A 20,128-nucleotide genomic window follows, 5' to 3' on the forward strand; every position below is an offset into this window, starting at 1 on the left:
TCCTTTTTTAGTGTATGATTATATGAATTGTATCGTTTGTATGAATGCCCTGCCTTACTATTTAAAACTTGACAATTAAAATAAAGGTATTATATTCTTAAATTCAATAACTTACAAAATGTAAGTAGAGTATATTACATTTATTTTATATTAAGTTGATATGTAATTTGGAGGATATATAATGACAAACAATGACTTTTTTAACGTTTTATATGAACGCACATCTACACGTGCATTCAACCCTGAAAAAGAAATTTCATCTACAGAGTTACATGAAATTTTAAAAGCAGCTGCGCAAGCACCTTCTGCTTGGAACTTGCAACACTGGAAATTCCTTGTTTTCCAAGGCGAAGATGTACAAAAACGATTACACCCAATTGCTTATAACCAACAACAAATTCTTGACGCTTCTGCCGTAGTCGCTATTTTAGGTGATTTAGAAGCATATAAAAATGTTGAACCTGTTTACGGTCCAATTGTAGAACAAGGATTTATGAAAGCAGACGCAAAAGAGCGCTTAGCTAAAAATATTGAATCTGCATATACTCGTGAGCAATACCCACGAGATGCTGCCTTTTCAAATGCTGCTTTAGCAGCAATGCAACTTATGCTTGCTGCTAAAGCAACTGGCTGGGATACTTGCGCAATTGGTGGTTTCAACCCACAAGCACTAATGGAAGAATTTAATGTTTCATCTCGTTACGTACCAATTATGCTTATTACAATTGGTGAATCAACTTTAAAAGGTCACCCTGCACCGCGCATGAGCGTAGAACAAGTAAGTGAATGGGCGAAATAATAAAAACGAAGGTAATTTCATTACCTTCGTTTTTTTATATTCTGTCACACATCCGTAATATTACAATGTATTATTCGACATCTACACATAGAGAAATTGTAATTTTTACGCTATCACCATAAACAAATATGGCGTTTTGTGTCGAAATTTGTTAAAGCATTGAAATATAACCGTGTATTTTTGTTACAATTGTGATACAATGATAACAAATAGATAACAAGAGAGGGATTTTCATTGAGTTCATACGGAAGCTTTATCGCACTTTTGAGTTACATAGTAACTGTACTACTGCTATATTTTATTGGCGATGCTGCAAACATATCAGTGTTACAATTCCCTAAAGAAGAAGCGTTACAATTAGAAGCAGAAAAACACACTGCACGATCCATTGCACCACTACTCCTAGCTCTTCCTGTATATATCATCGTTTTATATAAAAGTAAAAAAGTGTAAAGGCTACCTATTTCATTCATTTCGGTGGTCTTTACATTTTTTTGTGACATTTCCCCTATTTTAAACATCATTCCATACTAAATACCCATCTAGTCATTTAAAATGAGAAAATCCCCTAGAAAAATTTCCATTATCTGTCCAGTCACGAACTACCGAACTTACATAGATTATAAGTGTGAAGGGGGTGATGAGGATTATGTTTGGATCATTTGGATGCTGTGATAACTTTAGAGACTGTCATCATCATGAAAGAGAGCACAACCATCGTGAGAAAGAGAGAGAAGAAATTAGACCACAACGACATGCTGTATGTAACGTACTTGCAAATCTTTCTATAGGCACTGAAATTTCACTTCTTAAACTAAAAGGAAATGGAACATTCCGCAATTTAGTTTTTGAGGGGTTCTGTAACGGTATTGCTCTATTCTCTGCATTAAGAAGAGATAACGACGACAAAGACAACAACAAAGATGATAAGAATGGAAACAATCGTAATGACGATAGATTTGAAGGGATTTTACGTGTTTGCCCAGAAGATGTTATCGCAATTGCTCTTTAAGAGAAGTTTAATTAATAAAATCACCTAAGGTATATGTAACAAAAAAACCTGAGATCGATTTCGAATCGACTCAGGTTTTTTTACTATTATATGCTTTTAACTAATTCAACAACTTCTTCAGCAGTTGACATTGTTAATGCTTTTTCTGCTAATGTTTCCATTTCTGCTTTTGACAACTTACTTAGTTGTGTTCTTGCAGGAAGAATAGATGTTGCACTCATACTGAACTCATCTAAACCTAAGCCTAATAATAATGGGATAGCAAGTGAATCTCCCGCCATCTCACCACACATACCAGCCCATTTGCCTTCTTTATGAGCAGCATCGATAACCATTTTTACAAGACGTAAAATAGATGGGTTATATGGTTGGTATAAGTAAGCTACACGTTCGTTCATACGGTCTGCAGCCATTGTGTATTGGATTAAGTCATTTGTTCCGATAGAGAAGAAATCAACTTCTTTTGCGAACTGATCTGCTAATACCGCTGAAGCTGGAATTTCAACCATCATACCAACTTCAATAGAATCAGAAACAGTTGTACCCGCTTGAACAAGTCTTTCTTTCTCTTCTAATAAGATTGCTTTCGCTTGACGGAACTCATCAAGAGTTGCAATCATTGGGAACATAATTTTCAAGTTACCGTATACGCTAGCACGAAGTAATGCACGAAGTTGTGTACGGAACACATCTTGCTCATCAAGACATAAGCGAATTGCACGGTATCCTAAGAATGGGTTCATTTCTTTTGGTAAATGTAAGTATGGAAGCTCTTTATCTCCACCGATGTCAAGTGTACGAACAACGACCGGTTGATCTTCTTTTACACCTTCAAGAACTGCTTTATACGCTTCGAACTGCTCTTCTTCTGTTGGAAGATTGTCACGGCCCATGTATAAGAATTCTGTACGGTATAAACCAACGCCTTCTCCGCCATTATCGATAATACCTTGTACATCATTTGGTGTTCCGATATTAGCAACAAGCTCAACGTGATGTCCATCACTTGTTACAGTTGCTTGGTCTTTTAATTTTGCCCATACGACTTTTTGCTCTTCAAATTTCGCTTTCTTTTCTTCAAAAGAACGAAGAGTTTCTTCAGATGGGTTTACAATTACTTCTCCATCTAAACCGTCAATGATTACGATATCGCCGTTTTGGATTTTCTCCATAACAACTTTCGTACCAACAACAGCTGGAATTTCCATAGAACGAGCCATAATTGCAGAGTGAGATGTACGTCCACCGATATCAGTTGTGAAACCTTTTGCATACTTACGGTTTAACTGAGCTGTATCAGATGGTGTTAAATCTTCAGCAATGATGATTACTTCTTCAGAAATTGTACCAGGGTTTGAGAAGTTAATTCCTAGTAAATGTGCAAGAACACGTTTTGTTACGTCGCGAATATCCGCAGCACGTTCTTTCATATATTCGTTATCCATGTTTTCAAACATAGAAATAAACATTGATGCAACTTCATCCATTGCAAATTCAGCATTTACTTTTTCGCCATTTACTTTATCTTTTACTGGATTCACTAATTCTGGATCATTTAATACTAATAAATGTGCTTCAAAGATAGCAGCTTTATCAGCACCTAGCTCAGCAAAAGCATGGTCCTTAATAGCTTCTAGTTCAGATTTTGCTTTCTCAAGCGCAGCGTCTAAGCGTGCAATTTCAGCAGCTTCGTCTGTAATTGATTTCTTTTCAATGTTAAATTCAGGATTCTCAAGTCTGAAAGCCTTTGCAATAGCAATCCCACTTGATGCAGCGATCCCTTGAATGTTAAGAGTCATTATTCTCCTAATCCTTCGTTTTTCATAGTTTCTTCGATAGCTGCTAGTGCTTGAGCTGCATCATCACCATTTGCAGTGACCTTAATTTCCGCGCCTTGTTGAATTCCTAAAGACATAACACCCATGATTGATTTTAAGTTAACGTTTTTTCCGTTATACTCTAAGTTAATGTCAGAACCAAATTTGCTTGCAGTGTTTACAAGTAGAGTTGCTGGACGAGCATGAATTCCTGAGTCGCTAGTTACTTTAAAGATTTTTTCCATGATAATTTATCTCCTTCAAATACAGTATTTTTTTAGTTGTATAGACGTGAGTACTACATCATCTATTGTATATAATAGGCGATGTTCGGTCAACCACATCGCCTATTATAATTATAAACATTTTGCGTCAAATTCCTACTGAATGTCAATAATAGCGTTTTCGCCCTTCTTAACATTTCCATCTTTTTTCAATTCGACTTGTTGCCCTTGTTGTAAATTCGTAAAGACGATTGGTGTAATAATAGATGGTGCATTTTCTTTTACAAATGCAAGATCTACTTTTAATAATGGTTGTCCTTGTTTCACTTTATCACCTTGTGCTACAAGCGCTTCAAAGCCTTCACCATTTAATTTTACAGTATCAATACCGAAGTGGATTAAAATTTCTTTTCCGCCTTCAGACTGAATACCAATCGCATGTTTTGTAGGGAATACATTTACAATCTCACCATTAACCGGAGAAACTACTGTTCCTTCTGTTGGCTCAATCGCAAATCCATCTCCCATCATTTTCCCTGAGAATACTTGGTCAGGTACTTCTGTAATCGGTAAGATTTTCCCTTCAATTGGTGAAACGATTGTTTCATTTTCATCAACCTGTTGAGGAGCTTCTTCCACTTTTACAGGCGCTTCTTTTTCAACATGAGGTGTACGACCTGACATAATATCATGAATTTGTGATTTTAATGTGTCAGATTTCGGTCCGAAAATAGCTTGAATGTTATTTCCAACTTCAAGTACACCGGCTGCTCCAAGCTCTTTTAAGCGGTCTTTATTTACATTTTTTTGTTCGTTAACTTGAACGCGTAAACGAGTAATACAAGCATCTAACGAAGCAATGTTTTCTTTACCACCAAGTGCTACTAATACTTCACGTGGAAGTTCTCCTGCTTCTGTTTTCCCTGCGCCTTCATTAGCATTCGCTACTTCACGACCAGGTGTTTTTAAGTTCCATTTACGGATTGCGAAACGGAATCCGAAGTAGTAAATCACTGCTAGTACAAGACCAACAATAATTACCCACCACCATGCCGTACGACCTGGTAGTACACCGAATAATATGAAGTCAATTAAACCACCAGAGAATGTCATACCAATTTTAACACCTAAAATTTGCATTGTCATAAATGATAGACCAGCGAATACTGCATGAATTCCGAATAATACTGGTGCTACGAATAAGAATGAAAATTCAAGTGGTTCTGTAATACCTGTTAAGAAAGATGTTAATGCAGCAGATCCTAAAATACCAGCTGCTAATTTTTTATTTTCCGGACGTGCTTCATGGTACATTGCTAAAGCTGCTGCTGGAAGACCGAACATCATGAACGGATACTTACCAGTTGTAAATGTACCTGCTGTTAATTCTACGCCGTCTTTTAACTGTGCCATAAAGATTTTTTGGTCACCACGGATTAATTCGCCAGCTGCATTTGTATACTGACCGAATTCGAACCAGAACGGTGAATAGAAAATATGATGTAATCCAAATGGAATTAATGAACGTTCGATTAAACCGAATATAAATGCTGCTATCGTTCTATTTGCATCAATCATTTGATGTGAGAACGTATTTAAGCCACCCTGAATGTATGGCCAAATGAAGCACATGATAATACCTACCACTAAAGAGAATGTTGCAGTTGCGATTGGTACGAAACGCTTACCTGCAAAGAAACCTAAGTATGATGGTAATTCAATGTTGAAGTATTTATTATAACAATATGCCGCTACTATCCCGACGATAATACCACCAAACACTCCTGTTTGCAGCGTTGGAATTCCTAATACGTTTGCATATGCTGGATCTGAAAATCCAATTTTTACTGGGTCTGTTCCAGTGCTTGTTACTTTCACTAGTTTATCTACTTCTAAGAACACACTCATCGTTTTGTTCATAATTAAGTATCCGACGAACGCTGCTAAACCAGCTACTCCGTCTCCACCAGCTAAACCGATCGCTACCCCAACTGCGAATAATAGCGCAAGGTTAGCGAAAATAATATCGCCAGATTGTTCCATAATTTTTGCAACCATTACGAACCAATCTGCTTTTAAAGCAGGGATAACATTTGTTAGTTGTGGATTTTGAAATGCATTACCAAATCCAAGTAAAATACCTGCTGCCGGTAAAATCGCTACTGGAAGCATAAGCGCTTTTCCGACTTTTTGAAGAACACCAAAGATCTTCTTAAACATGGAAACCCTTCCTCTCTTATCTATATTGATACTTTTCGACAAACGCCAAAAAGGCATGAGGAAAAAAAAGATAGAACGATAGCTATACAAAGGGTAGTATGTCCCTTTCTTTAGCTTACATTCCCAACTTTTCTCCACTCATGCCTGATCGAATCAGTAACACGTGTCAAAAATAGGATTACGTATAAGTTCACTATAATTAAAGCAAACGTTTTCGTTATTTACCTTAATGTGTTTGTCGAATTTTGTATAACTTTGCAATAGTTATTATACATAACTATTGTAAGCGATTCAATCATTTTTTTTAACGTTTTCATTTTAGACAAAAATATATGTCTTTTTACACATGTTCTACTTTCACTAATCGTTGTAAATGCATCGTTAAATAAATACTCTCCGCTTCATATACAGGAAGTTGTAATTCTTTCTGCATTACTTTGACTAGTTTCCACGCCAAATTATAACAAACTGGATATTCCAACTTTAATAAATCAGCAAAACTCTGTGCTTCTTCTACTTTTTCTCCTTTTTTCACCCGCTCAATAGCATATTGTAAATGGCGAATAAGGCGTAAATAATGAATGCTTTCTTGGTCTAATGTAATTTGTAGGCTTGTCTCAATTAAAGACACAAGTTGTGCAATAAGACGAGAATTTTGATTAACAGAAGATAAATCAGAGTTTGTAAGCGAGCTATAAATATGGAGTGCGATAAAGCCAACTTCTCCTTCTGGCAATGTAATTTGCAAACGAGAATTTAAAAGTTTCACAACTCCTTCAGCAATTTTATATTCCTCTGGATATAGCATTTTCGTTTCAACTAAAAAAGGATTATCTATTGTAAGTCCTTGTTTCAGCCTTTTAATTGCAAAAGAAATATGATCTGTTAAAGCGATATGAATATGTTCATTTAATGGAGACTCCGCTTTTTCTTGAATGTATAACATAATATCATTCATCAATTCAATTAGCTTTTCACTCACATGTGGTACTAAAAGTTTGTATTGTTCTCGATCACGTTCATTTTTTAAAACAAACATTTTCTCAATTTGTTCTTGCTCCAACACATCTTCAGCCTTTTTCCCAAATCCGATTCCTTTACCGATCACTACTACTTCCTCGTGTTCAGGATGGCTAGCAATGATGACATTATTATTTAAAACTTTTTTAATTTCTAGATAATTACTCATATAACACCACCCTCGTACTTAAATAGCCTACTTTTATGTTACAGAACATTCTTCTTTTTCGTCAATATAAAACATCTACCATTTAATAAAAATTCATTTTTTAGACATGTTTGTATATGATGCGTATAATGTAAGGGCAACTGTACATAGAAAGGAGATAGCAACATGATTAAAATGTTTGTAAGTGATATTGACGGTACAATGATGCAGCATGGAGGTCTGATTGATGAACAGGATGTTGCGGCACTTCGCAGTCTTGCTGAGCAAAATGTTATTCTTTGCTTCGCTTCTGGACGACTTGATAATGAAATCGCAGACTTAATGAAAGCTGTAAATACAAATTTCCATCGTATTAGTGTAAACGGTGTGTTTGTATACACTAATGAAAATAAGCAACTATTATCCGCAAATTTTGATTCCAGCATTCTTCCTGATTTACTAGCTATGACAAATCAAGACCCTTATTTCCGTTATGTAAGTGATGAGCATAATTACTATATTGAAGAAAAGACACCTTTTATTCATGAACTCGAAAAACAAGTAGCAATGACTTCTGTTGAAGAACCAAATTTATTACAGAAAATCGATGATACAATTTTTCCAAATAAAATTTCTATCGGTGGAACAAAGGAAAACTTACAACTCCTTCAAAAAAAGATTGATGAAAAATTCCATGGAAAAGTTAGTACTTTCATTTCAGCTGAACAATGTTTAGATGTAATGCCACCAAATATTAGTAAAGGTTCTGCTATTTCTATTTTATTAAAAGAATTTCAAATACAACCAGAGGAAATTGCTTGCATAGGGGATTCTTATAATGATATTCCAATGTTCTCTTTAACTCCTCACAGTTTTGCTATGTCTCAAGCAGATGACGCAGTAAAAGAGCACGCTCACTATGTAGTAAATACGGTTAAAGATGCTGTTAACCACGTAATTGCTCATAATAAAAATACGACTCACTCCTTATAAGGATGAGTCGTATTTTTATTTCTTTACATGTTAAACACTTTAAAATTCACTGTACTTTACAAACTGAAATATATTATTTGTTACGTGCGATGTTTGTAATAAATTTATAACGATCCCCACGATAAATACATTTCACATACTCTAACGGTATCTCACCTTCTGAATATGACCATTGGCGCATTACAAGTACAGGCGCCTTTTTAGGAATATGCAGATGTTCAGCTTCATTATCCGTTGCAATTGAAGCTTCAATTGATTGAGTAGCGCGAACAAGCTTAAAGCCCAGTTTTTTCTCTAAATGTTCATATAAAGATTGTTGCAATATTTCTTCGTTAATATCTTTCACAAGAGTTGGCGACAAATATGTCGTCTCAAATGCAATCGGTTCGTCATCAGCTAAGCGCGTACGCCTCACTTCATAAACCGATTCTCCCTCTTGTATTCTCAGCCGGTCTGCTATTTTAGCAGTAGCTGGAACTAGGCGGAAACTTAATAACTGGCTGCTCGGTTTCATACCACGAGAAATCATATCTTCTGTGAATCCCGTCATTCCTTGCAACTTTTGCTCCACTTTCGGAAGTTGGACGAACGTTCCAATCCCACGTTTCCGGTATAAATAACCTTGTTCCACTAAGTTATTAATCGCCTGTCTGATTGTCATACGACTCACTTCGAACTTATCACAAAGTTCATTCTCAGATGGAATTTTATCTCCCGGCTTCCATTCGCCTTCCTCAATTAGCTGTTTCACCCACTCTTGAATCTGATAATAGATCGGAAATGGTGAATACTTGTCGATGTTCATCAGCAATCGCCTCACTGCATAAAGATAGAGCTTCTGGATCTGCGATTACGGTTACATTCGGATGACGTTGTAAAACTGTAGCAGGACACGCCTCACTATATTCACCTTGCAATAATTCTTTAATAGCTTCTGCCTTTTTAGATCCCATAGCAACAAGTAGAATTTGTTTCGCTTTCATAATACTTCCAATTCCCATTGTAATCGCATGAGTCGGCACATCTTCTTCATTTTCAAAGAAGCGAAGGTTTGCTTGGCGTGTAGATTCTGTTAATTCTACAATGTTAGTTGGAGAATTAAATGGTGTTCCTGGCTCATTAAATCCGATGTGACCGTTTTCACCGATTCCAAGAATCTGTAAGTCAACTGGGTTAGCTACTAGAATGCCTTCATAACGCTTGCACTCTTCCTCTAAATCACTTGCCATCCCATTCGGTACATAAGTTTGTTTAAATGGAAGATGATCAAACAACTGTTCTTGCATGAAATAATGATAGCTGTTTTTATCTTCGTGTGGTAAATTTACGTACTCATCTAAGTTTACAGTGGTTGCATGACTTGTATCAAGTTTATTTTTTCGCATTTCTGCATAAATACCTAATGGAGAGCTTCCTGTAGCCATTCCTAAAGTTGGATTTTCTTTTGATTTTACAACCTCTTTAATTAACTTATAACCTGCTTCTGCTAATTCTTCTGGAGTTTTTACAACAAGAATATTCATCTAATTACTTCCCTTCCTTCATATGAATTCCTAAACGAACCGTATCATATACATGTAATTCTTCAGTCATAACAACAAAGTCTGCATCTTTACCTACCGCTAACGCGCCTTTATTATTTAATCCAAATTCTTCTGCTTGGTTAACTGATGTCATTAACACTGCCTCCTCGATTGAACATCCTGTAAATTCAATTACATTTCGGAAAGCTTGATCCATTTTTAAAATACTACCAGCTAACGTTCCATCTTCTAATCGGGCACTGCCATCTTTTACATGTACTGGCTGTCCGCCAAGCTCATATAATCCTTCTTCAAGACCTTTTGCACGCATTGCATCTGTAATGACACTTACTTTTTTCGGTCCTTTTAATTTATATGCTAATTTCACCATATCAGGGTGAATGTGAATACCATCTGTAATTACTTCAACCATTACATCTGGATTTAATAACACATGACCAACAACTCCTGGTTCACGATGATGTAATCCACGCATTTGATTGTATAAATGTGTTGCATGTGTAATTTTTCTATTTTTCAGTTGTGCATCAATTGCATCTGTATGCCCCATTGTGCCAACAACACCTGTTTCAGCAAGATACTGTTCAAACTCTAACGCACCTTCTTCTTCCGGTGCATATGTTACTAATTTAATTAGATTACCGCTTGCTTCCTGCCATTGTTTAAATTGCTCGATACTCGCAGGAACAATATGTTCAAGTGGTTGTGCACCCGCACGTTTTTTTGAAACATATGGTCCTTCTAAGTGAATATATTCGAAATGTGCTCCTTTGTCTTTCGCTTCCTTCGCAGCACTTAGCGCCGCTTCAATCGCTTCTGGAGCTTGTGTCATTGTTGTTGGGAAGTAAGTTGTAACTCCTTCTTTTAACATTTCTTTACCAAGAGTTACTAATCCATCGCTATTTGCATCCATCGCATCAATATCGTATCCACCATGAATATGAACATCAATCATACCTGGAATCACAATCTTTCCTGCCACATCTAACACAGTTTCATTTTCTTGTGATACATATTGAGCCATCAAACCAATTTCTTTAACTGTTTCTGTGTAACGAATAAATCCGTTTTCCACTACTTCTTTACCTGTATAAATTTTGGCATTGATGACAACTTGCGTTTTCATTTTCATCGATCCTTTCCCATGAAATACCTACTTGTTATTATTACCTTATTCGCCTAATTCCATCTTAATATACACACGAGTAGTTGTCTATACATTCCAATGAAATTTCCTCTTCATTCAGCAGAAAAAAGGAAATTTATTTCTTTTTCATTATAATATATGTTATTCATTTTTTCCAAAATGGAAAATACCCTCTTATATAATTAATTACTTAAGTAGTGGCATAAGACCACTCGACCCCATAGTAATATGTTCACCGTCTGTTTCTATTTCTACTGTACGCTTGTTTGTTCCGTATATCATTATACCACGCTGTTTTAATCGTCTTACAACACTTTGATGAGGATGTCCATATGGATTTCTACTCCCGTACGAAAGAATAGCGAATTGTGGGTCTACTTTTTTTAAGAATGTTTCACTCGTTGAAGTATACGAGCCATGATGCCCAACTTTTAATACATCTGCATGTACATCAAACTGCTTTAATATTTCATTTTCCGTCCGTATATCAGCATCACCCATTAATAAAAAGTCCGCTTTACCATATCGAATCTTTAACACAATTGAGGACTCGTTATTCTCGTCTTTCGATTTACCATTGTTTAATACTTGTATAGAAACATGTGGATCTAACGGTATATATTGTCCTTCCTTCACTGAAATGAAAGGTATGCCCCTTTTTTTAATATTATTCCGATACGTATGATAAGTAAATGAACTATATGTTTTTCCACTATCTAATACGAGTGAAACCGGCATTTGTTCTACAATTGGAATAAGCCCCCCTATATGGTCCATATCAGGATGAGTACTTACAATCACATCTAAATGATTAATTCCTTTTTCAATTAGTTTTTGAATAATAACCTCTCCCGCTTCATAAGGGCCCCCATCTATTAACATCGTTTGACCATTTGGCAATGTAATAAGTGTCGCATCACCTTGTCCAACTTTTAAAAAACTTACTTTCATTTTACCAAAATGTTGCCGATGCATATGTATAGAAGACGCAGTATGAATAGACATCATATATCTTTTAGCCGATGCGCTGTTTAACGAAAAACATAATAAAACAGAAACCAACAATAGAATACTCCGTACACCTTTCATAACTCGTCTCCTTTTTTCATTTAGTATGGCACGCTCTGTAATTGATATACAAAAAAAGCTTAGCAAAATGCTAAGCTTTTATTTTGATAATTCCTGTAAAGAACCAAAGAATAAATCTGCTTCATTCATTTGTTCATTTTCTTCCGAAAGAGGTGGTAAATCATCTAATGTTTTCAATCCAAACGTATCTAAAAATTCTTTCGTCGTTCCGTATAAAATAGGGCGCCCTGGTCCTTCCGCTCTTCCCGTTTCTTTTATAAGTAAGTGTGAAACTAACGTTTGTAATGCCTTATCTGTTTTCACTCCTCGAATCTCTTCCATTTCTGTTCTTGTAATCGGTTGACGGTACGCAACGATTGCCAACGTTTCAAGAGCTGCTTGAGACAGTGAAGCCGTTGTTGGGGTATTTATTAATTTTTGATAGTATGCAGCATGTTCTTTCTTTGTTGCAAAACGATACACTTTTGCATATTGTACAATTTGCAGCCCTCGATTCGATCCTTCACATTCTTTTTGCATTTCCTCTATACTGTTTATTACTTCTTCCACTTCAACTTCCAGAACTTTAGCTATCTGTTCCGGATAAATCCCTTCGTCACCTGCAACAAATAAAAGTCCTTCAATAATCGCTTTTTGTTCTTTTCTATCCATTTTACGAACTCCTTCCTCCTATTTTCCATAAAAATACACATAAAAAAACCGAATCACAGTAAATGCGTTCGGTTCAATATTTCTTCTCTCGTTCCAAACGATACATTAAAACCTAACATAAGATAAAATATTTCTATCCCATTTTCACATACCAACTCTATACGGATTTATTAGAGCTTAACACGAAAATTTCATCAAAATTATGTTCTTGCTCAATTATGATTTGTTGATTTTTCATTAGCTCAAGAACCGCTAAAAATGTTACAACCATTATTTCGCGTTCTTCATCAGCAAACAAATCATAAAAGCTTTGACGACCGCCTTTTACTTCTAACTGTTGTAGAATATCAGTCATTCGCTGTGCAATTGGTATTTCTTGGCGAGTAATTCGCGTTGTTACGGGGGTCTTTGCTTTTTTACGACGCATTAGCTTTTGAAATGCCGCTAACATATCATATAACGTAACATCAAGAGGTAAGCTTGTCTCCTCTTCTTGTTGAAATGATGTAAAATCAATTGGCGGACGTGTATATAGCTGTGCTCTTTCTTGTTCTCTTTCTTTTAACTCAGTAGCAACTTGCTTATATTTCTTATATTCAATTAACCTCTCCATCAATTCTTGACGAGGATCATCTATAAAGTCTTCACCGTTATCAGGTACATCTTCTTCTTGTTTCGGTAACAACATTTTACTTTTAATTTGTAATAACGTTGCAGCCATTACTAAATACTCACTGGCAACATCTAATTGTAATTCTTTCATCGTATGGACATAAGATAGATATTGCTCTGTAATTTTCGCTACAGGAATATTATATATATCAATTTCGTAACGATTTATTAAGTGTAACAATAGATCTAAAGGCCCTTCAAAAGCCTCTACTTTAAAATTATACTGCACAAAGCATCCCACCACATTTTTTCTATAACACCATAAGTATAGAGCATACTCATGTTCTATCCAACCTTTTTAAGAAATTTAATTAAAAATAGACCTATGCCCATGTCATAATGCCCACCGCTTCATATGATAACAATGTAGTAAGAACAATGTAGGAGGTCAAAAAACTATGGGTCACGTTGATTGCGGTTTTAGCGGTGGGTTCGCATTACTTGTTGTACTGTTCATTTTACTAATCATTGTAGGAGCAGCTTGCTTCTGCTAATAGGACGCAATAAAGCGACTAGGGATATTTCCCTAGTCGCTTATTGTTAATATTTCTGTGATAAACTGTACATATAACCGTTAGACAGGAGCGAATAAAATGTATCCTACCGAGTACATACAATTTTTAATTCATTTTCACGGAGACTATGATTATTTTGAATGTCATGAAATATTAGAAGAGTATTGGAAATTAAAACCTAGAGGAGAACGCGACAATTACTTAGTCGGTCTCATTCAAATTGCTGTTTCCTTATACCATCACAGACGATCCAACTGGAATGGTGCAGAGAAGATGATAAAAAGCGCAATAGCACTTTTAGAAAAGAACAGTACATCTTTACATCAATTAGGAATAGATCATAAACAACTTATGTTCTTATTAAATGAAAGATTACACTCTATCCACAAAAAGGAAATTTTCGCGCCGTTATTTTTACCCTTATTAGACGTATCGTTAGAAAAACAATGCATACAGTTATGTAAGAAACAAAACCTCTCTTGGAAAGATGTGAACATCATTCCTGGTGAATACATCATAAGTAAGCACACATTGCGTGATCGAACAGAAGTCATTTCTGAACGACACGAGCAACTACAAAAAAGAAAGCAGAGATAATAAACACTTATCCCTGCTTTCATGAATGTATATTTTGTTCAAGCTCTTTACACTTTTTGCAAAAACTTGCTGTTTGCTCATTTCCGCAAATTGTAAACTCAAGAAATTTACTCTTAAGCTCTTGAACCATCTTCGTCCCAATCCCCATATGACGGTGAGACGGATTCACGCTCAAATGCTGAATTTCCAATACCTGATCTTCTTTTTTTATAATCCCCATTATCCCAACAAAATCTTCATTTTGTTTCCACAAATACAATTGCCAATCCTCTTTCGCTTCATATTCTTTCATTGTCAATTGTAATGTTTTTACATCTTTTTCAGTTGGCATAAATGAAAGAAGCCCCATTGCAATTTTTTCATAACTTTTTTTAAAACGAATTAACATAACCCTTATCCCTTCTTACAAAAGTTACAAACTATTTATCCCCTCAATCACTCTTTTCATATCACATTCATTCTACAATATTTTTACCAGAGTGAGAAGGGGCTGAAACAACTTGATAATCATACAAAGCGTTAAGAAGAAAGTCAAATATATGTTTCCACGCTATTTCTTTCTATTACACCGCTCAAAAAAGAGACAATACTATATAGGAACTATAAGGAAAATCCCTTTCTCATCACATTTCACTTATTAACCACTTTTGAACAAAGTAGTTCTACTAAAAGCAATATGTTAAGAGAAATACATTTATTGAAGCATATAATTCGTACTCCATTCTATGTATTTTGTTAAAAGTGTGTTCTCATGAACAATATAATTTAACGTTAGTAGCCGTCCTATTTGTGTCATATACTTTAAAATATATACCAATCCCTGTTTATAGGAAATAAAAAAAGAGAGCAAAATCGCTCTCCTTTTCTCGTAACTTATTCTTCCCAAACTTTAACTTCTTTCATTACATCGCCTTGACGCATGTTTAATACTGTTTCAATACCGCTTGTTGCTTTACCGAATACAGTATGTACGCCATCTAAATGCGGTTGTGGCTCATGAACAACAAAGAATTGGCTACCACCTGTGTTACGGCCAGCATGTGCCATAGAAAGTGAGCCAACAAGATGTCTATGAGGATTTCCATCAGTTTCACATGGGATAGAGTAACCTGGGCCACCTGCTCCTGTGCCTGTTGGGTCTCCACCTTGGCTTACGAAGCCAGGAATAACGCGGTGGAATGTCACACCATCATAAAATCCTTGCTCTGCTAATTTTTTAAAGTTTTCTACTGTTTTTGGTGCCTCTTCTGGGAAAAATTCTAAATCGATTTTTTCGCCATTTTCCATTAATATGTATCCTAAAGTTTTCATATGTATATGTCTCCTTTCAACTATCTCAGCACTATATTACCATATTCATGACGAGAAACAAAAAGAATCCGACAATCTGCATACTTCTTTTTTGAAATGTGGAAGAAGCTAGGTGACAAATAAGAAAAATATACTATAATAACTGTGTTGCCCGAAAATTTAAGAAAGAGAAAGGGAGCGATTTTTCGTGAAAACGAAATTACTAGCTCTGCTATTAGCTGTAGCCGTATTTATTATGCCAACAGCTTCATTTGCAGACATCATTGAGGGAGAATCAATTGTTACACTAGGAGAAAACTTATCTGAACAACAGAAACAAGATCTTTTGAAAGAAATGAAAGCACCAAAAGATGCACAAATTATTACTGTATCTAATGCGGAAGAACATAAATTTCTAGAGGGCATCGTTCCAAAAGCGCAAATTGGTACGAGAGCTATTTCCTCTTCTATGATTACATACACAAAACCAGGGTCAGGTCTCATTGTACGCTCAAAAAACATTAATTCGATAACAGATGCAATGTACACAAATGCACTTATTACAGCAGGTGTGAAAGATGCAGAGATTCAAATTACTGCACCATTTAAAGTTTCAGGAACTGCTGCTTTAACAGGTTTAATGAAGGCCTATGAAACAACATCAAACAAAGCCATTCCTGAAGAAGTAAAAAAAGTAGCCAATGAAGAAATGGTACAAACAGCCCAGCTTGGTGATAAAATCGGCGAAGAAAAAGCAGTTCAACTTGTTGCAAAAATTAAAGAAGAAATTGCAAAAGAACAGCCAAAAACAACTGAAGATTTACGTACATTAATTAAAAAAATTGCTGATCAACTCGGTATTACATTAACAGATGAACAGTTGGATAGCCTAGTAGCGTTATTTGATAAAATGAAAAATCTTAATATCGATTGGAACCAAGTTGGTAGCCAATTAGAGAAAGCAAAAGACCATGTGTCTGCCTTCTTAGGATCTGAAGAAGGGCAAAGTTTCCTAGATAAAGTAAAAGATTTCTTCTCTAGTATCATTGATTTCGTTAAATCTTTATTCAAGTAAAAAAGAAGCTCGCCAGTGACGAGCTTCTTTTTTATACAAGTAACGGTAATTTCATAATAGCTTCTTCAACCGAACGGACAACATAATTTGATTTCTCCTTCACATACGGATGAGCATGATGGAGGGTGAAGGAGTGCGGGGTTACTTCAAACATAGAAATATCATTGAAAGAATCTCCAATACATGCAACTTCATTTGCTTCAATTTGTAAATGTTCCATTAATCGCTTCAGAGCGCTTCCTTTACTTACACCTCTTGGCATAATGTCAACATATCGCTTACCCGATATAAAGACTTCCGCTTCGCTATGAAATGTATCTCTCAACTCTTGATCTAATGCTACAATTTTTTCTTCTTCGCCAAAAACAAATAATTTCGCAGGGTGTACAGTCTTCCCAAATTCCTCTTCTAACTCTTCGATTTCAGCAATATGCACTCCCATATACTCTTCAAAAGTATGGTGATGTTCATTCTTCCTTTTTGTATATCGCTGCTCATTTGCACAAACAATATCTGCTAGTCCCTTTTTATGTATATATCGATATATTTCCTGGGCAACCCCATCTTCAAAACTCGATTCATGAAATACTTTTCCATCCGGTAGTATCATTGTCGCTCCATTTAAACTAGTTGTGTAATACGGGAACGAAAACCTTTTTACCGCCTCATCAATTCGGTGAGTAAAACGGCCAGAGGCAAAACAAATATTTGTCCCGTTTTCAGCTAGCCAACAAAGCGCTCGTTCATCTTCCTTTTGCATATCATTCATATTGTAAACGAGTGTATCATCTAAATCACTTACAAATAGTTTAATCATGTCCTCTTCCCCTTCCATACACAATATCTACTCTAATTGTACAAAAAAAATGTTTGATTTTTGTTAAAAAAACAATAAATTTTCAATAAAAAATAAGCGGAGCATAATCCCGCTTATTTTTGTCTTCGCACATTTTGAGGTCTTACAATACTTGGACGAACCTTTAAACTAGACATAGTTGGACGAAGTAAAATTTTCGTTAACGCGCCCCAATCAAACGGTAAAAACGGCCATAAATACGGTGTTTGCAAACTTCTTATAGATGTTAAAAACAGAATCAACATCGTCATTCCAATGACAAATCCCATTTCATGAAATATGCCTGTTAAAATAATGACAAACAATTTTCCGACCTTATTTCCAAGTCCAAGTTCATAACTCGGCGTTGCAAATGATCCAATCATAGAAACCGCTACATACAAAATAACTTCTGGTACAAATAAACCTACATCAATTGCAATTTGACCAATTAATATGGCAGAAATTAATCCTGCTGCAGACGACAATGATGTCGGTGTATGGATGGCAGCCATTCTTAAAAATTCGAGTCCGACTTCCGCCATCAAAATTTGTAATAAAATTGGTAAGTGCGTCATTTTGTTTGGTCCAATGAAAGCAAGACTATCTGGTAAAAGAGTTGGATTAAAAACAAAAACTAACCAAAATGGCAGTAAGAACAGCGAAAATATAACACCTAAAAAACGTACCCAACGTAAAAATGTACCTACAGCTGGATTTTGTCTAAACTCTTCTGCATGCTGTAAATGGTGGAAATATGTTGTTGGAGTGATCATAACACTTGGTGATGTGTCAACAAGTACTAACACATGTCCTTCTAATAGATGATTTGCTGCTACATCTGGTCTTTCTGTGTATCGAATAAGCGGGAATGGATTATAACCTTGTTTCACTACAAATTCTTCTACTGTTTTATCCGCCATCGTAATCCCGTCTACATCAATGTTATTTAATTCTTGTTTTATAATCTTTACTAAATCTGGATTTGCAACATCTTGAACGTATGTAATACAAATATCCGTTTGCGATCTATCCCCGACTCGAATCATTTCATTTCGAAGACGTGGATCGCGTATCCTTCTACGAATTAATGCTGTATTTACAACGATATTTTCAACAAAACCATCCCTTGCACCGCGCACTACCTTTTCTGTATCTGGTTCTGTCGGTGTCCTGCCCGGATAACTACGAACATCTATTGCGAACGCTTCCGTTTCGCCTTCCACAAATATAATAATGAGTCCTGATAATACTTGGAGCATTACCTCATCCATCGTTTTCACTTTACTTACTTGTTGATGAATTAAACGATTCTCTAAAAGCTTCACTGTATCTTCTTCTACATCCCTTATTTCATTTGTATCCACCGCTTCTTCTAAAATAGGGATAATATAATTCGTATCACAAAGTCCATTTACAAATAACACACCAATTTCTTTATTTAAAATTTGAAATTTACGAATACCAACATCGTATGTAACACCGAGTCCGACTGTTTGCTTTAAATAATTTTCATTATCACTTAAAAAAGATGAAATCGGGATATTCACTTTTTTAGGCTTCGTCATAAAACCCACTCCTTTCCAAAATTAATTGAATCGCTTTTCTAGTAATAGGTGATCCTCTCTCCCATTCATCATTTCCGCACATCTTGCCAATATCACCTACCCCCACTATGACAGGAACATTCAGACCATCTAAACAATAAATCGTATCCCCACTAATCCTGCCAATTTCACCATCTGGGAGTCCAAATTTATCAACGCCATATTCTGTCAAATTCCCATTCCGATCTACACTTACATCTACACGTGCCCATTCCCAATGATGTGTATTAGATGCTACTGCTAAAATACCCAGTACATCGACTTGTTTATGTGTTGCGACATACTTTAACGCCTTTTCACCAGATCCTTCTCCTATAAATCCGCTGTCATCAAACATGACAAATACAGGGTCATATGGCGTTTGCATAATAAGCTCAACAACTTTCTTCCCTGTCAATTTGGTCGGATTACTTTGCGATGCTGAAATACACCTTCCCCCAAATTCCTTTGTTAACAGCTCAATTGTCCGCTTTGCATATTCATCTCCATCTGTGACCAAAACAACCCTTCGTCTCATTTGATTTATCCTTTCGGTTTACATATAAGTGCAACAAAAAATGAAAATAATATCGCTGCTGAAATCCCCGCAGACGTTAAGCTAAACATACCGATTCCAATTCCTAAATATCCATGTTTTTCTGCCGCATGCATTGCCCCGTGCAATAGTGAGTGTCCAAAACTTGTAATAGGGACTGTTGCCCCAGCACCTGCAAATTTTATAAGCTTATCGTACAATCCGAATCCGTCTAAAATAGCTCCGGCGACTACAAAAGTTGCCATTAAATGTGCCGGTGTTAACTTTGCGAAATCTAGCAACACTTGTCCAATTACACAAATAGCTCCTCCTACAAGAAATGCATATATAAAATCCAC

The 20,128-nt window shown here is 35.8% G+C and carries 23 protein-coding genes; 7 read left to right on the top strand and 16 right to left on the bottom strand.

The annotated features are described in order from the left end of the window. Positions 1 to 181: 181 nt before the first annotated feature. The 3 genes from ABH955_RS09215 to ABH955_RS09225 all read left to right on the top strand — a co-directional run bounded on the left by ABH955_RS09215 (position 182) and on the right by ABH955_RS09225 (position 1,811). Positions 182 to 799 carry a nitroreductase family protein gene (locus tag ABH955_RS09215; protein ID WP_002033918.1) on the top strand — a complete coding sequence of 206 codons (618 nt, stop codon included), beginning with the start codon at positions 182 to 184 and terminating at the stop codon, positions 797 to 799. A gap of 234 nt (positions 800 to 1,033) precedes the next feature. Beyond that, positions 1,034 to 1,252: a hypothetical protein gene (locus tag ABH955_RS09220; RefSeq protein ID WP_002088422.1), complete on the top strand. Its 219-nt coding sequence runs from the start codon at positions 1,034 to 1,036 to the stop codon at positions 1,250 to 1,252. 196 nt (positions 1,253 to 1,448) lie between these two features. After that, positions 1,449 to 1,811 (top strand): DUF3915 family protein, encoded by a 363-nt coding sequence (locus ABH955_RS09225; RefSeq protein WP_002190565.1) that lies wholly within the window; start codon positions 1,449 to 1,451, stop codon positions 1,809 to 1,811. 86 nt (positions 1,812 to 1,897) lie between these two features. Here the strand turns inward: ABH955_RS09225 and ptsP are convergent, their stop codons facing one another. The 4 genes from ptsP to glcT form a co-directional block, all read right to left on the bottom strand. Then, positions 1,898 to 3,610, bottom strand: a complete 1,713-nt coding sequence (ptsP, locus tag ABH955_RS09230; RefSeq protein ID WP_002066976.1) for a phosphoenolpyruvate--protein phosphotransferase — start codon at positions 3,608 to 3,610, stop codon at positions 1,898 to 1,900. Beyond that, positions 3,610 to 3,873 carry a phosphocarrier protein HPr gene (gene ptsH / locus ABH955_RS09235; protein WP_002033915.1) on the bottom strand — a complete coding sequence of 88 codons (264 nt, stop codon included), beginning with the start codon at positions 3,871 to 3,873 and terminating at the stop codon, positions 3,610 to 3,612. The genes ptsP and ptsH overlap by 1 nt, the downstream gene beginning before the upstream one ends. 135 nt (positions 3,874 to 4,008) lie before the next feature. Further along, complete coding sequence (gene ptsG / locus ABH955_RS09240) at positions 4,009 to 6,072, bottom strand: PTS glucose transporter subunit IIABC (RefSeq protein WP_002014901.1); 2,064 nt, start codon at positions 6,070 to 6,072, stop codon at positions 4,009 to 4,011. Between the two features lie 340 nt (positions 6,073 to 6,412). Beyond that, positions 6,413 to 7,261, bottom strand: a complete 849-nt coding sequence (gene glcT, locus ABH955_RS09245) for a glucose PTS transporter transcription antiterminator GlcT (protein WP_002088428.1) — start codon at positions 7,259 to 7,261, stop codon at positions 6,413 to 6,415. Between the two features lie 165 nt (positions 7,262 to 7,426). Between glcT and ABH955_RS09250 the strand changes: the two genes are divergently transcribed. Then, entirely contained in the window at positions 7,427 to 8,233 is an 807-nt protein-coding gene (locus ABH955_RS09250) for a Cof-type HAD-IIB family hydrolase (RefSeq protein ID WP_002088430.1), read from the top strand. Positions 8,234 to 8,306: 73 nt separating this feature from the next. On the opposite strand, the gene phnF is transcribed toward ABH955_RS09250, so the two are convergent. The 6 genes from phnF to ABH955_RS09280 form a co-directional block, all read right to left on the bottom strand. Beyond that, positions 8,307 to 9,038 (bottom strand): phosphonate metabolism transcriptional regulator PhnF, encoded by a 732-nt coding sequence (phnF, locus tag ABH955_RS09255; protein ID WP_277958602.1) that lies wholly within the window; start codon positions 9,036 to 9,038, stop codon positions 8,307 to 8,309. Beyond that, on the bottom strand, positions 8,968 to 9,756 hold the full coding sequence (gene nagB, locus ABH955_RS09260; protein ID WP_002033913.1) for a glucosamine-6-phosphate deaminase: 789 nt from the start codon (positions 9,754 to 9,756) through the stop codon (positions 8,968 to 8,970). Before nagB ends, phnF begins: the two co-directional genes overlap by 71 nt. A gap of 4 nt (positions 9,757 to 9,760) precedes the next feature. After that, entirely contained in the window at positions 9,761 to 10,903 is a 1,143-nt protein-coding gene (nagA, locus tag ABH955_RS09265) for an N-acetylglucosamine-6-phosphate deacetylase (RefSeq protein ID WP_002138178.1), read from the bottom strand. A gap of 207 nt (positions 10,904 to 11,110) precedes the next feature. Beyond that, positions 11,111 to 12,013: a ComEC/Rec2 family competence protein gene (locus ABH955_RS09270; protein ID WP_367960899.1), complete on the bottom strand. Its 903-nt coding sequence runs from the start codon at positions 12,011 to 12,013 to the stop codon at positions 11,111 to 11,113. A 78-nt stretch (positions 12,014 to 12,091) separates the two neighbouring features. Then, positions 12,092 to 12,664: an SMC-Scp complex subunit ScpB gene (gene scpB / locus ABH955_RS09275; RefSeq protein WP_002088435.1), complete on the bottom strand. Its 573-nt coding sequence runs from the start codon at positions 12,662 to 12,664 to the stop codon at positions 12,092 to 12,094. Positions 12,665 to 12,821: 157 nt separating this feature from the next. Next, entirely contained in the window at positions 12,822 to 13,565 is a 744-nt protein-coding gene (locus ABH955_RS09280) for a segregation/condensation protein A (protein ID WP_404453955.1), read from the bottom strand. A gap of 169 nt (positions 13,566 to 13,734) precedes the next feature. Here ABH955_RS09280 and ABH955_RS09285 point away from each other — a divergent pair, with 169 nt between their 5' ends. Continuing rightward, positions 13,735 to 13,830, top strand: a complete 96-nt coding sequence (locus ABH955_RS09285) for a YjcZ family sporulation protein (RefSeq protein WP_000510194.1) — start codon at positions 13,735 to 13,737, stop codon at positions 13,828 to 13,830. A gap of 99 nt (positions 13,831 to 13,929) precedes the next feature. Then, complete coding sequence (locus tag ABH955_RS09290) at positions 13,930 to 14,448, top strand: DUF309 domain-containing protein (RefSeq protein WP_078177781.1); 519 nt, start codon at positions 13,930 to 13,932, stop codon at positions 14,446 to 14,448. A 19-nt stretch (positions 14,449 to 14,467) separates the two neighbouring features. Here the strand turns inward: ABH955_RS09290 and ribT are convergent, their stop codons facing one another. After that, positions 14,468 to 14,836: a GNAT family N-acetyltransferase RibT gene (gene ribT, locus ABH955_RS09295; RefSeq protein ID WP_000908403.1), complete on the bottom strand. Its 369-nt coding sequence runs from the start codon at positions 14,834 to 14,836 to the stop codon at positions 14,468 to 14,470. A 485-nt stretch (positions 14,837 to 15,321) separates the two neighbouring features. Beyond that, the gene (locus tag ABH955_RS09300; RefSeq protein ID WP_000853785.1) at positions 15,322 to 15,759 is read right to left on the bottom strand and encodes a peptidylprolyl isomerase; all 438 of its coding nucleotides are present in this window, start codon (positions 15,757 to 15,759) and stop codon (positions 15,322 to 15,324) included. A 187-nt stretch (positions 15,760 to 15,946) separates the two neighbouring features. Here ABH955_RS09300 and ABH955_RS09305 point away from each other — a divergent pair, with 187 nt between their 5' ends. After that, positions 15,947 to 16,813, top strand: a complete 867-nt coding sequence (locus ABH955_RS09305) for a DUF1002 domain-containing protein (protein WP_002014912.1) — start codon at positions 15,947 to 15,949, stop codon at positions 16,811 to 16,813. Between the two features lie 31 nt (positions 16,814 to 16,844). Here the strand turns inward: ABH955_RS09305 and ABH955_RS09310 are convergent, their stop codons facing one another. The 4 genes from ABH955_RS09310 to spoVAE all read right to left on the bottom strand — a co-directional run bounded on the left by ABH955_RS09310 (position 16,845) and on the right by spoVAE (position 20,128). Further along, on the bottom strand, positions 16,845 to 17,648 hold the full coding sequence (locus tag ABH955_RS09310) for a Cof-type HAD-IIB family hydrolase (RefSeq protein ID WP_078177780.1): 804 nt from the start codon (positions 17,646 to 17,648) through the stop codon (positions 16,845 to 16,847). Between the two features lie 95 nt (positions 17,649 to 17,743). Further along, positions 17,744 to 19,216, bottom strand: a complete 1,473-nt coding sequence (spoVAF, locus tag ABH955_RS09315) for a spore germination protein SpoVAF (RefSeq protein WP_264539105.1) — start codon at positions 19,214 to 19,216, stop codon at positions 17,744 to 17,746. Continuing rightward, on the bottom strand, positions 19,203 to 19,772 hold the full coding sequence (spoVAEA, locus tag ABH955_RS09320; protein ID WP_002088445.1) for a stage V sporulation protein SpoVABEA: 570 nt from the start codon (positions 19,770 to 19,772) through the stop codon (positions 19,203 to 19,205). The genes spoVAF and spoVAEA overlap by 14 nt, the downstream gene beginning before the upstream one ends. Before the next feature lie 5 nt (positions 19,773 to 19,777). Then, entirely contained in the window at positions 19,778 to 20,128 is a 351-nt protein-coding gene (spoVAE, locus tag ABH955_RS09325; protein ID WP_002014916.1) for a stage V sporulation protein AE, read from the bottom strand.

It is taken from the genome of Bacillus sp. RC240, assembly GCF_044907945.1.
GTDB lineage: Bacteria > Bacillota > Bacilli > Bacillales > Bacillaceae_G > Bacillus_A > Bacillus_A mycoides.

Coding starts and splice junctions, on each gene's coding strand:
- ABH955_RS09300 (WP_000853785.1), bottom strand. CDS start 15,759: ATGAAAACTTTAGGATACATATTAATGGAAAATGGCGAAAAAATCGAT.
- ptsP (WP_002066976.1), bottom strand. CDS start 3,610: ATGACTCTTAACATTCAAGGGATCGCTGCATCAAGTGGGATTGCTATT.
- ptsH (WP_002033915.1), bottom strand. CDS start 3,873: ATGGAAAAAATCTTTAAAGTAACTAGCGACTCAGGAATTCATGCTCGT.
- ABH955_RS09225 (WP_002190565.1), top strand. CDS start 1,449: ATGTTTGGATCATTTGGATGCTGTGATAACTTTAGAGACTGTCATCAT.
- ABH955_RS09290 (WP_078177781.1), top strand. CDS start 13,930: ATGTATCCTACCGAGTACATACAATTTTTAATTCATTTTCACGGAGAC.
- ABH955_RS09310 (WP_078177780.1), bottom strand. CDS start 17,648: ATGGAAGGGGAAGAGGACATGATTAAACTATTTGTAAGTGATTTAGAT.
- scpB (WP_002088435.1), bottom strand. CDS start 12,664: ATGGATAGAAAAGAACAAAAAGCGATTATTGAAGGACTTTTATTTGTT.
- ptsG (WP_002014901.1), bottom strand. CDS start 6,072: ATGTTTAAGAAGATCTTTGGTGTTCTTCAAAAAGTCGGAAAAGCGCTT.
- ABH955_RS09215 (WP_002033918.1), top strand. CDS start 182: ATGACAAACAATGACTTTTTTAACGTTTTATATGAACGCACATCTACA.
- spoVAEA (WP_002088445.1), bottom strand. CDS start 19,772: ATGAGACGAAGGGTTGTTTTGGTCACAGATGGAGATGAATATGCAAAG.
- ABH955_RS09285 (WP_000510194.1), top strand. CDS start 13,735: ATGGGTCACGTTGATTGCGGTTTTAGCGGTGGGTTCGCATTACTTGTT.
- glcT (WP_002088428.1), bottom strand. CDS start 7,261: ATGAGTAATTATCTAGAAATTAAAAAAGTTTTAAATAATAATGTCATC.
- ribT (WP_000908403.1), bottom strand. CDS start 14,836: ATGTTAATTCGTTTTAAAAAAAGTTATGAAAAAATTGCAATGGGGCTT.
- ABH955_RS09250 (WP_002088430.1), top strand. CDS start 7,427: ATGATTAAAATGTTTGTAAGTGATATTGACGGTACAATGATGCAGCAT.
- ABH955_RS09270 (WP_367960899.1), bottom strand. CDS start 12,013: ATGAAAGGTGTACGGAGTATTCTATTGTTGGTTTCTGTTTTATTATGT.
- phnF (WP_277958602.1), bottom strand. CDS start 9,038: ATGAACATCGACAAGTATTCACCATTTCCGATCTATTATCAGATTCAA.
- nagA (WP_002138178.1), bottom strand. CDS start 10,903: ATGAAAACGCAAGTTGTCATCAATGCCAAAATTTATACAGGTAAAGAA.
- spoVAF (WP_264539105.1), bottom strand. CDS start 19,216: ATGACGAAGCCTAAAAAAGTGAATATCCCGATTTCATCTTTTTTAAGT.
- nagB (WP_002033913.1), bottom strand. CDS start 9,756: ATGAATATTCTTGTTGTAAAAACTCCAGAAGAATTAGCAGAAGCAGGT.